Annotated in this window: 20 protein-coding genes; 14 read left to right on the plus strand and 6 right to left on the minus strand. The window is 40.6% G+C overall.

The genetic code is table 11. From position 1 onward, the window contains the following. Nucleotides 1-465 precede the first annotated feature (465 nt). From BN988_RS11705 to BN988_RS11725, 5 genes are all read left to right on the plus strand, one after another. Nucleotides 466-1053, plus strand: coding sequence for an AAA family ATPase (locus BN988_RS11705; protein WP_036576990.1), 588 nt, complete (start codon nucleotides 466-468; stop codon nucleotides 1051-1053). A gap of 68 nt (nucleotides 1054-1121) precedes the next feature. Beyond that, on the plus strand, nucleotides 1122-1454 hold the full coding sequence (locus tag BN988_RS11710) for a PadR family transcriptional regulator (RefSeq protein ID WP_036576991.1): 333 nt from the start codon (nucleotides 1122-1124) through the stop codon (nucleotides 1452-1454). After that, the gene (locus BN988_RS11715; protein WP_036576992.1) at nucleotides 1451-2074 is read left to right on the plus strand and encodes an HAAS signaling domain-containing protein; all 624 of its coding nucleotides are present in this window, start codon (nucleotides 1451-1453) and stop codon (nucleotides 2072-2074) included. The genes BN988_RS11710 and BN988_RS11715 overlap by 4 nt, the downstream gene beginning before the upstream one ends. Nucleotides 2075-2173: 99 nt before the next feature. Beyond that, nucleotides 2174-3631 carry a DUF4153 domain-containing protein gene (locus BN988_RS11720; protein WP_036576993.1) on the plus strand — a complete coding sequence of 486 codons (1458 nt, stop codon included), beginning with the start codon at nucleotides 2174-2176 and terminating at the stop codon, nucleotides 3629-3631. Between the two features lie 181 nt (nucleotides 3632-3812). Further along, nucleotides 3813-4514 (plus strand): isoprenyl transferase, encoded by a 702-nt coding sequence (locus BN988_RS11725; RefSeq protein WP_081779435.1) that lies wholly within the window; start codon nucleotides 3813-3815, stop codon nucleotides 4512-4514. A gap of 113 nt (nucleotides 4515-4627) precedes the next feature. Here the strand turns inward: BN988_RS11725 and BN988_RS11730 are convergent, their stop codons facing one another. Next, on the minus strand, nucleotides 4628-5764 hold the full coding sequence (locus BN988_RS11730) for a conserved virulence factor C family protein (protein WP_036576995.1): 1137 nt from the start codon (nucleotides 5762-5764) through the stop codon (nucleotides 4628-4630). Nucleotides 5765-6441: 677 nt separating this feature from the next. Then, complete coding sequence (locus BN988_RS11740; RefSeq protein WP_036576996.1) at nucleotides 6442-6897, minus strand: YaiI/YqxD family protein; 456 nt, start codon at nucleotides 6895-6897, stop codon at nucleotides 6442-6444. Between the two features lie 132 nt (nucleotides 6898-7029). On the opposite strand from BN988_RS11740, the gene BN988_RS11745 reads away from it, so the two are divergent. The 6 genes from BN988_RS11745 to BN988_RS11770 all read left to right on the plus strand — a co-directional run bounded on the left by BN988_RS11745 (nucleotide 7030) and on the right by BN988_RS11770 (nucleotide 10893). Further along, nucleotides 7030-7533, plus strand: coding sequence for a GNAT family N-acetyltransferase (locus BN988_RS11745; RefSeq protein WP_036576997.1), 504 nt, complete (start codon nucleotides 7030-7032; stop codon nucleotides 7531-7533). Further along, the gene (locus BN988_RS11750) at nucleotides 7526-8038 is read left to right on the plus strand and encodes a GNAT family N-acetyltransferase (protein WP_051557984.1); all 513 of its coding nucleotides are present in this window, start codon (nucleotides 7526-7528) and stop codon (nucleotides 8036-8038) included. The genes BN988_RS11745 and BN988_RS11750 overlap by 8 nt, the downstream gene beginning before the upstream one ends. Before the next feature lie 141 nt (nucleotides 8039-8179). Next, a complete protein-coding gene (locus tag BN988_RS11755) occupies nucleotides 8180-8566 on the plus strand; it encodes a GntR family transcriptional regulator (RefSeq protein WP_036576998.1) in 387 nt (128 codons plus the stop codon). After that, complete coding sequence (locus BN988_RS11760; RefSeq protein WP_036576999.1) at nucleotides 8563-9453, plus strand: ATP-binding cassette domain-containing protein; 891 nt, start codon at nucleotides 8563-8565, stop codon at nucleotides 9451-9453. The genes BN988_RS11755 and BN988_RS11760 overlap by 4 nt, the downstream gene beginning before the upstream one ends. Further along, on the plus strand, nucleotides 9440-10177 hold the full coding sequence (locus tag BN988_RS11765) for a hypothetical protein (RefSeq protein ID WP_036577000.1): 738 nt from the start codon (nucleotides 9440-9442) through the stop codon (nucleotides 10175-10177). The genes BN988_RS11760 and BN988_RS11765 overlap by 14 nt, the downstream gene beginning before the upstream one ends. Beyond that, a complete protein-coding gene (locus BN988_RS11770; protein WP_036577001.1) occupies nucleotides 10174-10893 on the plus strand; it encodes a hypothetical protein in 720 nt (239 codons plus the stop codon). Before BN988_RS11765 ends, BN988_RS11770 begins: the two co-directional genes overlap by 4 nt. Nucleotides 10894-11004: 111 nt before the next feature. Here the strand turns inward: BN988_RS11770 and BN988_RS11775 are convergent, their stop codons facing one another. Beyond that, entirely contained in the window at nucleotides 11005-12267 is a 1263-nt protein-coding gene (locus tag BN988_RS11775; RefSeq protein ID WP_036577002.1) for an ATP-binding protein, read from the minus strand. Between the two features lie 189 nt (nucleotides 12268-12456). Between BN988_RS11775 and BN988_RS11780 the strand changes: the two genes are divergently transcribed. Next, nucleotides 12457-13650 carry a class I SAM-dependent rRNA methyltransferase gene (locus BN988_RS11780; protein WP_036577003.1) on the plus strand — a complete coding sequence of 398 codons (1194 nt, stop codon included), beginning with the start codon at nucleotides 12457-12459 and terminating at the stop codon, nucleotides 13648-13650. Between the two features lie 115 nt (nucleotides 13651-13765). Continuing rightward, nucleotides 13766-14731, plus strand: a complete 966-nt coding sequence (argF, locus tag BN988_RS11785) for an ornithine carbamoyltransferase (protein WP_036577494.1) — start codon at nucleotides 13766-13768, stop codon at nucleotides 14729-14731. Nucleotides 14732-14812: 81 nt separating this feature from the next. On the opposite strand, the gene thrB is transcribed toward argF, so the two are convergent. From thrB to BN988_RS11800, 3 genes are read right to left on the minus strand one after another with little or no spacing between them, the layout of a single operon-like run. Then, on the minus strand, nucleotides 14813-15712 hold the full coding sequence (thrB, locus tag BN988_RS11790) for a homoserine kinase (RefSeq protein ID WP_036577004.1): 900 nt from the start codon (nucleotides 15710-15712) through the stop codon (nucleotides 14813-14815). Then, the gene (gene thrC / locus BN988_RS11795; protein WP_036577005.1) at nucleotides 15709-16770 is read right to left on the minus strand and encodes a threonine synthase; all 1062 of its coding nucleotides are present in this window, start codon (nucleotides 16768-16770) and stop codon (nucleotides 15709-15711) included. Before thrC ends, thrB begins: the two co-directional genes overlap by 4 nt. Beyond that, complete coding sequence (locus BN988_RS11800) at nucleotides 16739-18067, minus strand: homoserine dehydrogenase (RefSeq protein ID WP_036577006.1); 1329 nt, start codon at nucleotides 18065-18067, stop codon at nucleotides 16739-16741. Before BN988_RS11800 ends, thrC begins: the two co-directional genes overlap by 32 nt. A 195-nt stretch (nucleotides 18068-18262) precedes the next feature. Here BN988_RS11800 and BN988_RS18920 point away from each other — a divergent pair, with 195 nt between their 5' ends. Then, nucleotides 18263-18415, plus strand: a complete 153-nt coding sequence (locus tag BN988_RS18920; protein ID WP_155988297.1) for a hypothetical protein — start codon at nucleotides 18263-18265, stop codon at nucleotides 18413-18415. Nucleotides 18416-18520: the final 105 nt, after the last annotated feature.

Raw genomic sequence — 18520 nt, forward strand, 5'->3', positions numbered from 1 at the left:
CAGGGTTATTGTAGGTCGACTAAGCTTCCGCTTTTGCTTTGGAGACAAAAAAGCCTCCTATTCGTTTTTAGAATAGAAGGCAGCATGCAAGTGTAGCACAAAAAAGGATACATCCCCCTTGTGCAGCTATCCAAATACATGAAACAATCCTATTCTAAAAACATTCATAAGTGGCATGTTAGAAAAAACGCGCATTCGCTCGTCTTTTAGAGAATGTGCACGTTTTTCTTATACTTGGGTCTTCAAAATTTTAACTAAGTCGTTATTGCTTCCTAGCTAAAATTTTATACTTCCCAACGTGCAAAAAAGACAGAGCTAATCTGTTTTTCTTCTCATACCTATGCAGATGTTTTCAAGTGAAATAGGATTATAACTTCATGTACCCGGGTCACCCTTTCGTTTTAAGTTAGTGCTATTATATAAGAAACAAGGTGCGCTGTCTAGATTGAAAGGGGGAAATGTTCCATGCTTATATGGATAAATGGAACGTTTGGGTCAGGGAAGACAAGTACTGCTTACGAATTAAAGCGGAGATTGAAACAAGCCTGTGTCTATGATCCAGAGCGCTTCGGATTCGCTTTAATGAAAAACGTTCCTAAAGAACTTGCCAAAAGTGATTTTCAGGATTATCCGTTATGGCGGGAGGCAAACAGAGCGTTACTAAAAGAGCTTGCTCATAACTATAACGGTATTATAATTATTCCAATGACGCTAACAAACAAGGCGTACTTTGAAGAAATCATCGGAAATTTAAGAGATGATGGCATTGAGGTAAAACACTTTACCCTTATGGCATCTAAAGATACAGTAGCTAAAAGACTTCGCAAAAGATTTGAAGGAAGAAAGTCATGGGCGTATCAGCAAATGAAAGAAAGAATGAGGGAGTTGGAGGGTAATATGTTTGCTACACATCTCGATACAGATAACTTGTCCATTGATGATGTAGTAGAGACCGTTGCTAAACGGTCTGGCATTTCACTTTTGCCTGATAAGCGCTCACGATTAAGAAAAAATCTGGACCGCTTAAAAATTATACTCCAGGAAATCAGGTAAATGCTTTACAAACAGAAAATAATTATATATAGTGAACATACCTAATAATTCTAGGTAGGTGAAAAAATATGTTTAATCGGGAGTTAGTGAAAGGCAGTACCTCTTTGCTTGTATTACAGTTGTTGGATGAACGGGATATGTACGGTTATGAACTTGTAAAGGAAATGGATCAGCGTAGTGAGCATAACCTGCAAATTAAGGAAGGTACCTTGTATCCGGCACTACATAAGCTGGAGAAGCAGGAGTATATTGAATGCTATTGGCAAAACCAGGAGAAGGGGCCTGCACGTAAATATTATCGGATTACCGATCAGGGGAAGGCAATGCTTGAGGAAAAGACGAGTGAATGGCATCGTTATGTTCAAGTAATGAATAACCTGATTCGGAGAAACGAAACATGAATGAGGCAGCAAAAACCTTCCAAGAGAAATTAGCAGATGAGCTTGATGACCATCCAGATAAAGAGTCGATTCTGGCTGAATACCAGGCCCATATTTATGAATTAGAACAAGATACGGGAAAAAGCTCTTATCCCATATTGGTGGAGAGGCTTGGGGACCCAGAGGAAATAGCCTCGCTGTGGAAACAGGAGGCAGCGATTACGCCTAAGAAAACACAGTGGCTTTTTGTAATCTTAAATGTGGCTATTTTTTTAGGTGGCGCTACCTTAACAATTATTTATCATGTATTTGATTGGAATTGGACCGATATACTTTGGGAGGGCCTCACGAAAGCGGCGTCCCTCATCATGGTGATCTACACTTTTTTCTGGGGGTTGCTTGGCTATGAGATAGGCAAGGAATTTGGTGAAGCAGGGAGAAAATTGTTGAGAAAAACGTTTCTTATCTGTTTAATCCCCAATCTGGTCTTAATGTATTTGGTTATATTTAAATTTATTCCACATAAATGGTTTGAACCATTGATAAGTTTGCCGTTTATTTTGGCTTGTATCGGATTTACGATCGTATTATATCCCGTCAGTCGACTTGGGTATAAATGGGGACGGAAGAAATCTGTGTAATGTATTTCCTTCCTTCTGTCCCAAAACGGATATTTTTTTATCTATATACATAGAATTACTATGCATATAGAATTACAAAGTATGCTTGGAGGAAATTCCATGAAAGTAGAAGTGACAAGAAAAGATTTTCTGTTTTTAGTCGTGTGCATCGGGCTCGGCGTGTTAGCGGAAATTAGCTTTTTCCATGGACGTATTGGCGTCTCGTATTTGTTGTTTGTCGCCGGATTTTACAGCGTCCTTTTTTATCGCACTGGCTTTGCATTTTATCATAGGAGAATCGGCTTACTCTTAATGCTCATGATCTGGATATTGGCAGGGAGTTACCTCTATTACGATTCAATTTTGTTCTATAGCCTGAATTTAATTGTTATCCCTGTATTAATGTATTTACATGTCATTTTAATTACAACACCAGAAAACTATAACTGGGCATCGAGTTATTTTATCGCGATATTAAAATCAAAACTAGAGCAACTGTATCAGTATATTTCTGCCTTTTTTCAAAGTATCCTCAACCGAGTGTTTAAGAATGTCGAGGATGGAACATCTAAAGTAATGATTCGCATTTTGATTGGAATTGGCTTTAGCTTACCGCTTCTGTTTGTTGTTGGCGCTCTTTTAATGTCAGCTGATTCGGTATTCGAGGAAATGCTCGTTTCCTTTCCAGCGTTTCTGTTGCAATTAAACTTTCTTGAAGGTTTCTTTCGAACGTTATTTGTCATTATAGCTGCACTCTTGTTTTTCGGTCTGTTTCAGGCGATTCGCATGAAGCGGTTCCCAAAACAGTCTTATGATCCCTATAAAAAAGTGACCGAATGGGAAGGCGTTACATCTGTTACCATTCTTTCAATATTAAATCTCTTGTACGGCCTTTTTGCAGCTGTTCAGTTTACCTATTTCTTTGGAGGGAGCCTGGAGGAAGGATTCACTTATGCGGAGTATGCAAGAAGAGGGTTTTTTGAATTGAGCATGGTCACATTGATCAACTGGACGTTGTTAATCAGCTTTTTGACCTTTGTTAAAGCATCCACAAAAGTTAACCGTGTATTAAAAATCCTTTATACTTTGTTAATTGTATTCAGCGCCATTTTGCTCGCATCTGCTTACCAGCGATTAAGCATGTATGAAGCAGCCTATGGTTATACCATTGATCGAGTGTTGGCACACGGATTTATGATACTGCTTATGGTTATTTTTGCGTACACCTTAATAAAAGTATGGCTAGAAAAAGTCTCTCTGTTACATTTTTATTTGATAGGAGCCATTCTGTTTTATACAGGGTTAAATGCAGTCAATGTAGAGCAGGTTGTAACCAAACAAAACATCGCCAGATATGAAATGACAGAGAAAGTAGATATTGATTACTTAAATTCACTATCTTATACAGGCTGGGATGGATTATTGGAAATCTATAAATCAGACCCGAATTACTTGGGATTGAAACCAATGCTTTCGCAAATAGGAGAAAGGCTACGCCAGAAAGAAGAAGCGCCGTGGCAATCGTACAATTTTAAACGGCAAGAAGTCATGCAAAAGTTTAAGGAAATGGGCTTTTAATAAAGTGAAGCTTCAATCAGTGGGGTTTTCGTTCTTTTCCCACTGATTGTTAGCTGAACGAATCGGGGTGTTAGCGTCCGTTTACTCCCACTTATACATCACGGTTTCACTTGATGTTTTGAAGTGGGAGTCTTACGGACGGTTGCTCCGGGGAAAAATGAAAGGGAAGGAGATGTTTTCGATGGGGAAAAGTGTCCCAAAGCATGTAGCGATTATGATGGATGGAAACGGAAGATGGGGAAAACAACGAGGCCTGACGCGAAGTGAGGGCCATTATGCCGGTGCGAAAACGATGGAAAAAATTATTGATGCTAGCATTGACTTGGGTGTTGAAGTTTTAACACTCTATGCCTTTTCTTCTGAAAACTGGTCAAGGCCAATGGAGGAAGTAAACTACTTAATGCATTTGCCTGTTAAGTTTTTTAAACAGAAGCTTCCTGAGTTTCAAAGACGCAATATTGTTGTCCGTATATCCGGTAATTTAGAAGCGCTCCCTACTCGTACAAAAACGGCCTTGAAGAATGCCGTAAACGAAACAGCGGACAATACAGGATTGATCGTAAATTTCGCTTTTAACTATGGCGGGAGGGACGATATTTTGCAGGCAGTACGACATATTGTTAAGGAATTGCAAGACGAGAAGATGGATCTCACGCAGTTAAATGAACAAGTACTCCAACAATGTTTATACACAAAAGAACTTCCGGATCCAGAGTTGGTTATACGAACAGGCGGGGAAAAGCGGATGAGTAATTTTCTATTATGGCAGTCTTCCAGTGCGGAGTTATACTTTACAGACGTCTTTTTCCCTGACTTTGATGGTCCATTATTAGAAAAAGCAGTTCGCTTTTATCAAGAGAAAAACTCCGAACTTATTGTTTAAGCGTTTAGTAAATAAAAATACCGTTAGTGACGGATAACGCCACTAACGGAGGTCTCCCTTTAAGGGGAGCAAAGATTACTATAATCTACCAGAGTGCATGGCACTAGGGTGGATTATTTTTGTTTAGCAGCCTCTGTCATTTGATGCCAAATCGATCCTTTGGCACGCTCCCCACCTTGGATACGAGCCAATGCCATTTTAACTTGCATTCTTACCTCAAACTCTGGGTCCTGTAATGCGTCGTTTAAGGCGGGGATTGCTGTTTCATCTCCGAGTTCGTAAAGGAACATGGCTGCCCGCCAACGGACAAGACGACTTTTGTCGGTCAAGGAATTGACCATTTCTGGCATCGCTTCTTCAAAGCCGAGATCAGATAGGCAATCTCCAGCCGTTCTTCTAACATTAACTGCCTTGTCTTTCAATGCTTTGTATAAATATGGCAATACCTTTTTCTCTTCAATCATACCAAGATAGGCGGTGGCTAGTCTTCTAATTGAGGCCTTTTCATCATCTAAAGCTTTATCTAGTACAGGTAAGTCAGCTAAAGTAGGGTCCATTCTATCTAGCGCCGCATAGCGATCCTTCCAGTTAGGAGCTTCCATCATTTCTAATGTTACCTCATGATAAAACGTTTGATTTCCTGTTGCATCGTTATTTAGAGCAAAGTGTACGAGTTGGTCGAGGCGTGTCTCGTCATAGCTGGCGTTTATTTCCTCCACCACCTCTGAACCGATCTCTTTGAGGTCGCCATAGCGAGGCGATTGTTCAACCCACTTTCGTTCCATCAACATATTATCAGTAGCCTCAGAGGCCTTCATGGCAGCGTTCATAAAACGTTCTGGAAGCCCAAACCGTTCCTCTGTATCGCCTTCTTCGAGTTTTACCTGCATAGGAATATAGCGGAACATTTGAATATAGACATGTATCTCTCCAAAAGCCTCTTCCTGTTGCTTGCTGTTTGCTTCTTTCTGTTCTTCAGTTGGCTGCTCAGAAGAACCTAATGTTTGCCGAACTGCTGGAAGAATCTCCTCCCATGGCGTCCGGGGGGTTCTTTCCAGTGCAATAAAATCAACAACACGGTAAAGCCCTTTAACCCCCTCTAGTTGAAATAAACTACGGACATAATCTGGAGCATCATCCATTATATCTTCGCGTTTATAATTCTCTGTTTGGCCATCAGGCATTTTTTCATCCACATTTATTTTCATAGAATAGGGGCTTGGTGTCGGTTCGATCGAGATAATTTTCATGCGCTAACTTCCTCCTCTTCACGTCCTTATACTGTCTATATTTTAACAAAGAGCAGGATCATTATCCAATCGGTCAGTCCATCATTGGGTTGCCTTTATTCCGAGCTTTGCAATATTTGGGTTTAAGTCACTATTACCTATTGGAGTAGGAATGGGCAGCGCAAGGTTACAGATTTTGAAATCCTTTTATGGGGTTGGAATCTTATCTGTTGCGGTTGTGGTATTGATTTTGAATGTGCTCCAATTCAGTCTTGTCACACTAAGTGATTGGAAGCTCCATTTCAGGGGAGTTTTACATCCTGGAGAAATCTTTTATGAAGACTATCATTTCTTGTGCTATCTATAGCTCGATATGATGACAGCTCTCTTTCTATTTGGAATGGCCTTTCTCTTATTTAGCCTATTATACCGATTAGGATTGGTAAGGTTAACTCTATGCCTTATGGCTATCGTTATTCCTGTTAGTTTCTATATTATGGTGGCGTGCTAGATCCTCTTATAGAATCGCTGACATCGATTGAATGGCGCGGGAGTGTTGTTGCCATTATATTTGGCGCATTTTGGATCTGTCGGGCTAGCTATCACATATCCAATGATGCGAATCGCACCACTAATACCAAGATACCAAGATCAGCAAACCCTTAAATACATGTTTTTATATAAAAGGGCTGGAATTCCTATGACGGGTCTTCCAGTTCCCTCATTTTTTGCGTGAAAAGGGTAGCAAATTTTTCTCTATCCTCATGCGTAAATGGCTTTGGCCCTTTTGTCCGTTTTCCGCTTTTTCTTTCCATCGCACTAAGATACCGTGTCTGGAGAAGCTGATCAATATTATCATTGGTATAAGCAAATCCTTTATGATGAAGAACATGGCACTTTTTGGCAAGTGCAAGGGAAGCAAGTCCGTAATCTTGTGTGACAAGTACATCTCCGTGATCTGCTAGTTTCATGATCCGGTAATCCGCTGATTCAGCTCCGGTATCAACATAAATATTTTCGACTCCTTCGGGGTGTTGTTCATTCGAATAATGTGCAAAGCTAGAGACGAGGATAACGGGAGTCCCTTTTTCTAATGAAATGTTAATAATGGTATCTTTTACTGGACAAGCATCTGCGTCTACAATCACTTTCATATAATCACCTCCTATGTAACCAAAATTATAGCACATCAAAGAACAGCTGAACTATTCTGAAAAAAACACTTGCAATTTTAGGGTATGTTTATATATGATGTTTTATAATCATGCGCCTAAAGGGGGGATTTGATGAGGTTAGTACGCCCGTCAAATGAATGGAAAGAAGAGCATCGGCAATATGTGAAAGAATGGGGTCCATCTCGCATGATCCCCAGTAGTTTTAACCTCACGGGGCACGATACATACGAGGATTATTTAAATGCCCTGCATGTGAGGGAAAGCGGGCAAGGGAAGTGGGTACCAAGCTCTAATTACTTCCTAATTGACGAAAATGATAGGATAGTTGCAATGGTGGATATCCGGCATGAACTGACAGAGTATTTATGCAATGTGGGTGGACATATTGGCTATAGTGTAAGACCTAGTGAAAGACGTAAGGGTTATGCGACACGTATTCTCGCGGAGGCTTTGTTGAAATGTAAAGATCTAAAAATCCCGCGCGTCCTTGTTACTTGTGATGAGGATAATATTGGGTCTGCTAAAACCATTCTAAACAATGCTGGCATAGAAGATAAAAGCTTTCTTGATACAGATGGCACGATAAAACGGAGGTTTTGGATTGTTAATGAGTAGGGATGTAAATGACATCGTTATGGATCAAATGGTCGCATCAGATTGGCCAGAGATAAGATCCATATATTTAGAAGGAATTGAAACAGGAAATGCAACATTCGACACAGAGGTCCCAAGCTGGGAAGAATGGGATCAGAAGTATCTACAAGACTGCAGATTAGTAGCCAAAATCGGAAAAGATGTTATTGGTTGGGCAGCGCTTCTCCCCACTTCGAGTAAAAAGGCATTCGCTGGAGCTGCGGAACTCAGTATTTATTTGAGTAAAGCAAGTACTGGAAAAGGAATTGGTACAAAGCTAATGACCTATATGATTGCTGAAAGTGAAGCAAAAGGGTTTTGGACATTGCAATCGGGGATATTTCCAGAAAATAAGGGAAGCATTCGCCTCCATGAAAATGCTGGGTTTGTAGAAGTTGGGGTCCGTGAGCGTATTGGTAAATTAAATGGTGTTTGGCGCGACGTAGTTCTTTTGGAAAGAAGGAGCCGCGTTGTTGGATTAGATTAAAGCGTATTTAAATAAATGTCTGCTATGCAGGCATTTTTTAATTGTTTAAAAAAGGGTGATTTGCTCTTGTTTTTTTATTGAGAAAATTATATACTACATTACACGACTAATGCACTAAGTTAGTTAAAGGAGGTTGCTGGTTTGCATTTACTTTCAGATGGCACGAAGCCCATCTATGTCCAAATTGCGGAATGGATTGAAACAGAAATACTCAATGGGAATTTTCAAACAGATGACAAGGTTTATTCCCAATACAAGCTTGCAGAAATATTTACAATCAATCCGGCAACTGCAGCAAAAGGGCTAACGATCCTTTCTGATGAAAAGATTCTATACAGCAAGCGTGGCTTGGGGAAGTTTGTTACCCCAGAGGCAAGACAGTTAATTTTAGATAAACGAAAAAACCATACATTAAAAGGATTATTGGATGAGGTGGCAATAGAGGCAGCACGATTAAGTGTAGGGGAATTGGAATTACAAGAAATGCTTCGGGAGAGCATTGAAAAGATAGAGGGGGAAGAGCAATGAATGTAGTGGAATGTGAAAAGGTCACAAAGAAGCAGGGCAGTGTAGTTGCATTAAATGAACTGAACATCCAAATAAAGAAAAATACCATTACTGGGCTGATTGGCCGAAACGGAGCTGGGAAAACAACCTTATTAAAGATTCTCGCAGGTCTTTGGAGGCCAACATCCGGCCATGTAGAGGTGTTAAATGTAAACCCGTTTAATAGTCTGACTGTTTCTGCCAACGTTGCCTATATTGATGATTCAATGGACTTTCCAAATACGCTTACCTTGTCAGAGATATTACAGGCGGGTAAACGTTTTTACGGCAATTGGGACAGTCAGCTGGCAGAACGCTTATTCGAGTATTTTTCCTTCCATCCGGATCAATTACATACCCATCTTTCAAAGGGAAAAGCGAGCACCTTCAATATGATCTTTGGATTGGCTGCACGTTGTGAAATTACCTTGTTTGATGAACCAACTAATGGGATGGATGCTTCAGTAAGAAAGGACTTCAATAGGGCCTTACTAAAGGATTACCTTGCACACCCAAGAACGATGATTATTTCCAGCCACCATTTGGAGGAACTGGAGGAGTTATTAGAAGACATACTTGTAATAAAAAACGGCAAGGCATTACTTCATGAGCCAATTGATGTGATTCGCAATTATGCAATAGGCTTAACTGGCAGATCCGAATTGGTTAGACAATGGGTAACAGATAAGCAAGTATTGTATACAGAAGAGGTTGGGGCAAATACCTGTTATGCAGTAGTGAAAAGGGAAGGAATACCCCTGGAAAAAGCGAAGCAACTCGGTATGAAAGTGACACCAGTATCAGCAAGTGATGTTTGTGTCTATCTAACAAACCGCACGACAGGGGGGATCGACGATGTCTTTAAATAATATGTCACTTGGTACATTGGTTGGAAAGCAATACCTCTTTAAATGGAAGGCATTTGCAGGTGTGTTTAATTCAATGATAGCCTTACAGCTGCTAGCGGTTGTGTTTACGTGGGGTGGGACTGGTCAATCGGGTACAAGTATGGGTAATGTTTCAATAAGCATGAACTTTTACTCTACAGATGGGGCCATCGGGTTAACCTTAGTATGGGCCTTCTTCAGTTCTATTTTAATTACAACCAAATCTTATCGAAACGATGATTATCTATTTATTACGAACAGACTTAGTAGCAACTTAGCTAATATGGCCTTCTTGCTGACAGCCAGTGTGGTTGCAGGGCTAACTGCGATTTGTTCACAGTATTTGATTCAAATGATTCAATATGTACGGGGGAATACCCTCTTGACAGAAGCATTGCCTCTAACGTTAGGGGAATGGGCCAGTGGCGCAGTTGGAACTATACTATACGTTTTATTTATAGCTGCAATTGGTTACTTGATCGGATGCGTTGTGCAGCTGCATCGTACTTTGGTAGTCATTGTTCCTGTTGCACTTATAGGATTTCTTTTTATTTATGATTTTGATGAACCTGGTTTCATATCATTGTTTGAATTTTACTTTCAGGAAAATAGTTTTTGGTTATTTTCCGTTAAGATTCTAGGAACCGTTTTACTGCTATTTGCAGCAAGTATTCTTGTTTCCAATCGTCAGGAGGTTAGGAAATGATGGTTTTCGGGGATATACTTTTTCAATTTTTATTGCTGGCTATTCTTATTGGTGGAACAATCTTTTTAGTAAGATTAATAAGTAAGCATTTTCCTGCGATGCAACGAAAAGAAAGATGGCTGTTACCTCTATATGGTTCTGTTTTGATTATTTGTGGAATTATTCTTGCTATTTTGCAGCCGTTTGAAGAGCGACAGGAAAGTGGAAAAGAAGAAAGATCTAGCATTCCATCACTTTATAGTTATATGAATTATGGAAATACCGACGAAATTGATCCGGAGTTTCTTCGCAAGGAATGGGGATTTACCTATTCAGAAGGGGAGCTGCAGATTACTTCAAGTCCAAGTGATGAATTAATGGCTTCCATCTTTGTGGAAAAGGTGGAGGGAATGGGAGACGAAGTCGAGGCCTTTTACTATGAAACTCCACTATATATGGACGGAGAGGATATGAGCGAGTATATTACCCCTCCAGACGTAAAGCTATCAGATGGTATTTTAAATATCCTAAATCCAGGTGGATATGGGTATCAGGAAGTTGAAGTGAATACCTTTAAAGATCCATTTACATTTAACCAATTTACAGGAAGATCGTTTATGGGGGGTGAAAATGAGTCTACCATACAGCACGGCGAAAATATCATCTTAATCCGGGTAGGGGAAGAAAAGACACTTGATCTTGATCCAGACTCTTATATTGAATACGTAAATTATTAAGGCAATCTTTATGGATTAGTAACCCTTACAGAAAGAAAGTTAAAAAATCCGAGCGATGACACGTTGAGTCTGCTCGGATTTTTGCCATATTTTTAGCTTTAAAATAGATACTTAGAACCCTAGTTTCCCTGCATACTCTTCCATTTCCCATTCCTGCTTCATCGTTTTGCGGTGGTTTTCTTGTAATTCCTTCACAATTTCCTCTGCATCTACTTGTCTTTCATAATGCCATTTTAATGCGATAGACATATAGAGTTCGTTCAGCTGGGCGATAGATAACCCCTTCGTCTGTTTTGTTAACTGTGAAATAGCAGTCTCGTCAAGGAACCGCTCTAGCCCCTTACTACGTAAATAGGTTTCGCGCAGCGGTTCGCCGGGCTGTTTAATTTCATAAGCTCGGTCAAATCTACCAGCTCGGTTAATAAGTGCTGGATCAATTTTCTCTGGATAGTTGGTGGTACCAATAAGGAAAATGCCTTCCTTTGAAGTCGCGCCATCCAACGTATTTAAAAATACGGAGCGTGACTCTTCTGGCATGGAATCAATGTCTTCAATGATTAACGCTAGTGGTGCCATTTTGGTTACTGTAGCGAAAACCTCGCTAATGGAGTAGCTTGATGTATATTCGGTTATTTGCCAATAGACGACAGGAGCAGGCACACTTCCGGCAATCGATTTGACGAGCGTCGTTTTTCCATTACCAGGACTTCCGTATAGGAGAATTCCTCGTTTATAAGGAATTTCAAACTCCTTATAAAACTCTCCGCCCTTAACAAAGAACTCATCAATAGAACGAAAAATATCAGTTTTTACGTGGTCATCTAACAGGACGTTCTCTCGGGATACCTGATTGTTTAATTTTTCCTTAGAGCGATTGAGCCCTGCATCTGTATCTGTTAATACTGTTATACCTTCTGTCATGTTTTCACGCTGCTTTAATGTAATGTATTCCAGGAAGTGGACAAGATCTTGGTCACATCGGGCAAATAAAAAAGAACGTTCGAAGCTCATATGGTTCTGATGGTTTGGTATTTTTATGCTTGCAACATGAAAAGTTGGAAAGTAAAAGAAATGATTACTTAACGAAGGCTTAATTTTGTACTTATCAGTCTCGTTATAGGAAATGGTGGAGACAGCTGCTCTATCATAGATGGAGCTCAATGTTTGTATTGCTGGATCTTTTTCCTGCAACATCATTTCGATGGATTCGTCTAATTCGTCCAGTCCTTCTTCTGCTTCATAAACAGTTAGTTCTTCGCCGAATTGTTCATTTAAGACTTGCTGTACTTTGTTGATTGGGTAGGCAAATTCATAGTAGTGGGGAAGTTCATCTGGCTTAATGTCTTTAAAATTAATAAGTGATTTTGTTCTCATGAATGTCTCCTTTTACCATAATATAGGTTTATAAATCCCATCATACCACACTCCCTAACCGTTATTTGCAGAAAAGTGAATTTTTTATACGAGGGATAGGGAATAATGATTAATGAGAGATAATCGGTCTTTACTTTCGATTTTACAGAACACATGCGATAATAAGAAAAAAGAGTTAAGGATGTCGAGATGCAAAAAACGATTGAACTAAAAGTCAAAGAACCATTTATACAGGATTTTCAAAAGGGCGTTCCATTAGTTAGTAGGGAAGCGATCACGAACGAATCTGCCTTGAAAGAAGAGGGAGCCATTATTGATTTATTCGACTCCAGTCATAACTTTCTAGGTAGAGGCTATTATGGGCGGCAAAACAAGGGGATTGGCTGGGTGTTAACAAATAAGCAGGATGAAGCAATTGACTTCTCCTTCTTCCAGCGAAAAATCCTTAAGGCGATAAATAAGCGCCAAGGCTTTTATCAGGATGAAGAGACCACAGCATTTCGTTTGTTTAATGGCGAAGGAGACGGAATCGGCGGACTTACTATCGATTACTTTGATGGCTATTACCAGATCAATTGGTATAGCGATGGAATTTATACGTTTAAAGAACAAGTTATCCAAGTACTGGACAACCTCGGTGATTATAAAGCTATTTATGAAAAGAAGCGTTTTGACACAAAGGGAAAGTATATGGAAGATGATGACTTTGTTAAAGGCGAACGTGGAGAATTTCCAATTATCATTAAGGAAAATGGCATGCGCTATGCTGTCTATTTAAATGACGGGGCCATGGTAGGGATATTCCTGGATCAAAGAGAAGTCAGAAAAGCCATTCGTGATAAGTACGCAAAGGGCAAGCATGTGTTAAATACGTTTTCTTATACAGGAGCCTTTTCCATAGCCGCCGCGCTAGGTGGAGCAGATAAGACGACGAGCGTCGATCTTGCTAAACGTTCCAAAGCAAAAACGATTGAACAATTTAGCGTTAACGATATTGACTTTGAACAGCATGATATCCGGGTTATGGACGTATTTGATTATTTCCAGTATGCGCAACGTCATCAATTGAAGTTTGATATGGTGGTACTTGACCCACCAAGCTTTGCAAGGTCAAAAAAACGTACGTTTAGTACCTCAAAGGATTATCCAAAGCTTCTAATGGATACCATATCTATTACAGAGAAAAATGGCGTGATTGTCGCATCGACAAACAATGCCAGTTTTGGAATGAAAAAGTTTAAGGGCTTTGTGGAAAAGGCCTTTAAGCAAATGAATACAGGCTACAAAATTTTAGAAGAATACCATCTTCCGGCTGACTTTCAGGTAGATCGTAAATTCCAACAAGGAAACTACTTAAAGGTGCTGTTTATACAGGTGAAATAGTATTAATCGCTTTGCTAGCGAAATTAGCAAGGCGATTTTTTAAACAAAGTTATTGTATATTTATTCTAAATAATGCATAATAATTCATATACATTCTGAAGGGTGGAGATGGATGATGACGATGCAATTAAAAGAAGCGCCAAATAGTATGAAGTCTTTAAAAGGCCGTGATTTCTTAACATTAGGCGATTACAAACAGGAAGAAATCAACTACTTACTTGAATTAGCAGAACAGCTTAAGGTAAAAAGGAAAGCTGGACAGGAGGAAGCTACTCTAAAAGGAAAAACGCTTGGCATGATCTTTGAAAAAGCTTCGACTCGAACTAGGGTTTCTTTTGAGGCCGGGATCTATCAGCTCGGAGGAAATGGAATATTTTTAAGCACAAAGGATTTACAAATTGGCAGGGGTGAGCCAATTGCTGATACTGCCAAGGTATTATCAGGATATCTGGATGGAATTATGATTCGAACTTTTTCTCAAGAGACGGTCCAAGAGCTTGCTGCAAATGCCAGTATTCCTGTTATAAATGGACTTACTGACCTTTATCATCCCTGTCAGGTGCTTGCGGACTTGTTAACAATCAAAGAACAAAAAGGTGTCCTTGAAGGAGTTAACATTACATACATTGGCGACGGGAATAATATGGCGAATTCACTCATGATTGGGGCAGGTTTAATGGGGATGAATCTTACAGTTTGTGCTCCAGATGGCTATCTTCCAATGAAGGAAGAAATAGACAAGGCAAAACAGCTTACAGCAATCTCGGGTGGAAAGATTGTGGTGGAGTCTGATCCGAATGAAGCTGTTCAAGATACGGATATTGTATATACAGATGTGTGGGCGAGCATGGGGCAGGAAAAGGAGCAACAACAAAGAATAGAGGCATTCCATCATTACCAGGTTACAACCGAGCTTCTCTCCTTAGCAAAGCCCGACGTTTCGTTTATGCATTGCCTTCCAGCACACAGAGGAGAAGAGGTAGATGCAGCGGTCATCGATGGAAAACAATCTGTCGTATTTCAGCAAGCTGAAAATAGACTTCACGCGCAAAAAGCATTGATGAGTTCGATTATGAAATAACTAAAAAACGCTGAGCTCGCTACAGTAATCTGTAGCTGGTCTCAGCGTTTTTTGTCCAGTCTTAATGGCAATAAGATCCCACTAAATGAGTTTTGAGTTTATTTGAATGCCCTCCTGATCGATCTGGGCAACTTTCACTTGAAAGTCGGGGAATAGTTCTTGCAGGTGTCGAGCTAAGGAGCGCCCAGCCCCTTTTTGCGCAAATGAGATCATAGAGGGACCTGCCCCGCTTATAACAGTGCCATAGCTCCCAGCCGACTTTGCTTCTCGCTTAATTATCTCGTAATGGGGGAGTAACCCGGCTCGGTATGGCTCGTGAAACAAATCCTTCTCCATCATTTCTCCCGCTAGTTTTACATTTCCTGAAGCTAATGCAGCAATTAGTACATTGCTAAGACTGCTTGCTGTTGCTGCTTGTTTTCGAGTGTAGTGTTCTGGCAATACATTTCTGGCTTCCTCTGTTTTTAACTCAAAGGAGGGGATACTTAAAACAGCTTCTAGTTCGGAAAGGGGAAGCTTGACGTAATGTACCTCCTCTTCTTCTAAGGTGGAGATGACTAATCCTCCCAATAAGGAAGCAGCTATATTATCTGGGTGGCCTTCCAATGCAGTGCCAAACTTCAGTATGGCTTCACTAGACAGATTGAGATGGCATAGTTGGTTTGCTATTTCTACCCCGGCGAGGGCCGCTGCAGCACTGCTGCCAAGACCACGAGCTAATGGAATGTCACTGGTGACCCTCACCTTACAAGGAGGTAGTACTAAGTCAAATTGGTCAGCTGTCTGCTTGGCAATTTGGTAAATAAAATGTTCTTCATAGGTTGTAATAGTTGGAAGCAGGTCGGAAACGTGGATAAATTCCCATTCATCCTGTGTTTCAACTTCCAGTGTTAAATATAAGTTCAGCGCAATTCCTGTTGAATCAAATGCCGGTCCTAGGTTTGCGGAGCTGGCAGGAACGCTAATACGCAAAGCAGTCATACTGTCACCGTACTTCCAATATAGCGTAGCAGAGAGTCTGAATCATTCGGAAGGGCAACAGGCTTAACCTCCATCTGTTCAATAGCAGTCTGTGGATCCTTTAGACCATTTCCTGTTAGAACGGTAACGACCTTGCTGCCCTTAGGAATAACTCCTTGCTCACATTGCTGGATGACACCTGCAACGGAGGCGCAGGAGCCTGGTTCAGCAAATATTCCTTCCTGCTGGGCCAATAGTTTAAAAGCGTTTGTAATTTCCTTATCCGTAACAGAACCAATTAATCCAGCCGATTCGTCTCTTGCGGCAACAGCGAGTTTCCAACTTGCTGGATTACCAATTCGAATTGCTGTTGCAATCGTCTCAGGATCTTTAATAATTTGATCCTTTACGATAGCTGCTGCTCCCTCAGCTTCAAACCCAAACATTTGCGGGAGGCCGCTATCTGTCTTTTCATTATACTCCTTAAACCCTTTCCAGTAGGCACTAATATTCCCGGCATTTCCAACAGGGATAGCAAGGATGTCAGGGGAGGTCCCTAATTGTTCGCACACTTCAAAAGCAGCTGTCTTTTGTCCTTCTAGTCTGTACGGATTGACGGAGTTAACCAGGGTGACATCTGCCTTTTCACTAATTTCCCTCACCATTGCAAGGGCTTCGTCAAAATTCCCGTCAATCTCTACAATTTCTGCTCCGTACATAATAGCCTGCGCGAGTTTCCCCATTGCTACTTTCCCTTTTGGGATAACAATAATAGCCCGGATGCCAGCTTTAGCCGCATATGCCGCGGCGGAAGCCGAAGTATTACCTGTAGATGCGCATACAATGGCATTACTTCCTTCCTCTACCGCTTTTGCCACAGCCATCACCATTCCTCTATCTTTAAAAGAACCAGTCGGATTTGCGCCTTCTATTTTTCCATATAATTCGATCCCAAGCTGTTTGGATAAATTTTTAAAATGGACAAAGGGAGTGTTTCCTTCCCCTAGACTGATATCTGGTGTGTTTTCGGTTACAGGTAAATATTCTTTATAGTGTTTTAGTAACCCCTGCCATTTCACGCTCAACATCTCCCTCAACTTTGTAGTAGCTTTTTACTTCCATAACCACATCTAAATTCTTTAAATCATGTAAGGAATGATTAAATGTTTCTAAAGACGTTTGGTGTGTGACTAAAATAATTTCTGCAACTTCATGTTTCTTCACGGGTGTCTGTAAAATCCGCTTGAAACTAATATTAAACGTATTAAAGAGAGAGGAGATAGTAGAAAAGGCTCCTACTTCGTCTTTTACGTGCAAACGGATATAATATTGGCCGAGTCGTTTATCTGCTGTTTTCAACTCTTTTTTAAAGCGTGGTTTAACGGCACTGTGACCGCTCACTCCTAGCTTCATGTTTTTAATAACTGTTACAAGGTCAGAGACAACAGCAGTGGCAGTTGGTAAGCTACCAGCGCCTGGACCATAAAACATCGTCTCGCCGACTGCCTCTCCATATACATAGACTGCGTTATATTCATTCTTCACATCTGCTAGTGGATGGTCTTTGGATAGCAAGGTCGGTTGGACATTCACTTCGACTTGGCCTTTCTCACAGCTTGCAAAGCCAATAAGCTTCATTGTATAGCCTAGGCGCTCTCCGTATTTTAAATCTTCTAGATCAAGATTTTTAATCCCTGATACCTCCACCTCTGACAATTCGATGTCCGTGGAAAAGGCTAGTCTACCAAGGATCGCCATTTTTCTTGCTGCATCAAGCCCTTCTACGTCAGCTGTGGGATCTGATTCAGCGAATCCCAGTTCTTGTGCTTCCTTTAAGGCATTCTCATAAGAGACTCCTTCGTTGTTCATTTTGGTTAAAATATAATTTGTCGTACCATTTACAATCCCCATTACTTGTTGAATGCGATCGGAAGAAAGGCCATCGGTGATTCCCCGTAAAATCGGGATACCGCCAGCAACACTTGCCTCATAATAAAAGTCGCAATGGTTTTTATCGGCAGCTTGTTGAAGCTCTGGACCATGTAAAGCTACAAGATCCTTATTTGCCGTAACAACATGTTTCTTAGCTGAAAATGCGTCCAAAATGTGCTGGAAGGATTCCTCGATACCTCCCATTACCTCCACCACAACATCCACTTCGGGGTCTCGTAATATATCATTTGGATCTGTGGTGAGAAGTGTCTGTTCAATCGAAACATCACGCACTTTTTCAATATCCCGTACTAAGATACTTTTTACCTGTACGCTACAACCTAACCGATGTGCTAGTTCTTCTTGATGGTTCTTTATGAGCTTTACAACACCTGAGCCAACTACCCCTAAACCTAGTAGACTGACAGAAACTTGCTCTCCCACACAATCACCTCTTCGATTTTTTTGGTTACTAGATATTTAAACACGTATAAAGAAGTAAAGCAATAAGGAATTTTCCGAATATAATGTAAAACGCTTACATATACTTTTCATTTTGTAGTGCTTTGGGCCTGGAATTAACCAAACGAAGAGATGCTTAATACACTACATTATAGATTGGAATGCGGAGGTGTCGAAATGAGTGAAGCGAGTGTAGGATTAACCTTTATTACTTGCTTATTAGTGGGTTCTGGCGTTGGATTGTTGTTGGGAAATCTTGAAGCTGGAGGAGCGGTTGGTTTATTATCAGGAATTCTAAGTATTGTCCTGTTTCGTAAAGGAAAGAAATAAAGGATGTAGTCCAATCTTTGGGGCCAATGCCGACGCACCCTTTTACAGGGGCGTGGCTACTTTCGTTTTCCAAGCATAAGATTCACTATGATTTTAAAATCAAGT

Source organism: Oceanobacillus picturae (genome assembly GCF_000612865.1).
In the GTDB taxonomy this organism is placed as follows: Bacteria; Bacillota; Bacilli; order Bacillales; family Amphibacillaceae; genus Oceanobacillus_B; species Oceanobacillus_B jordanicus.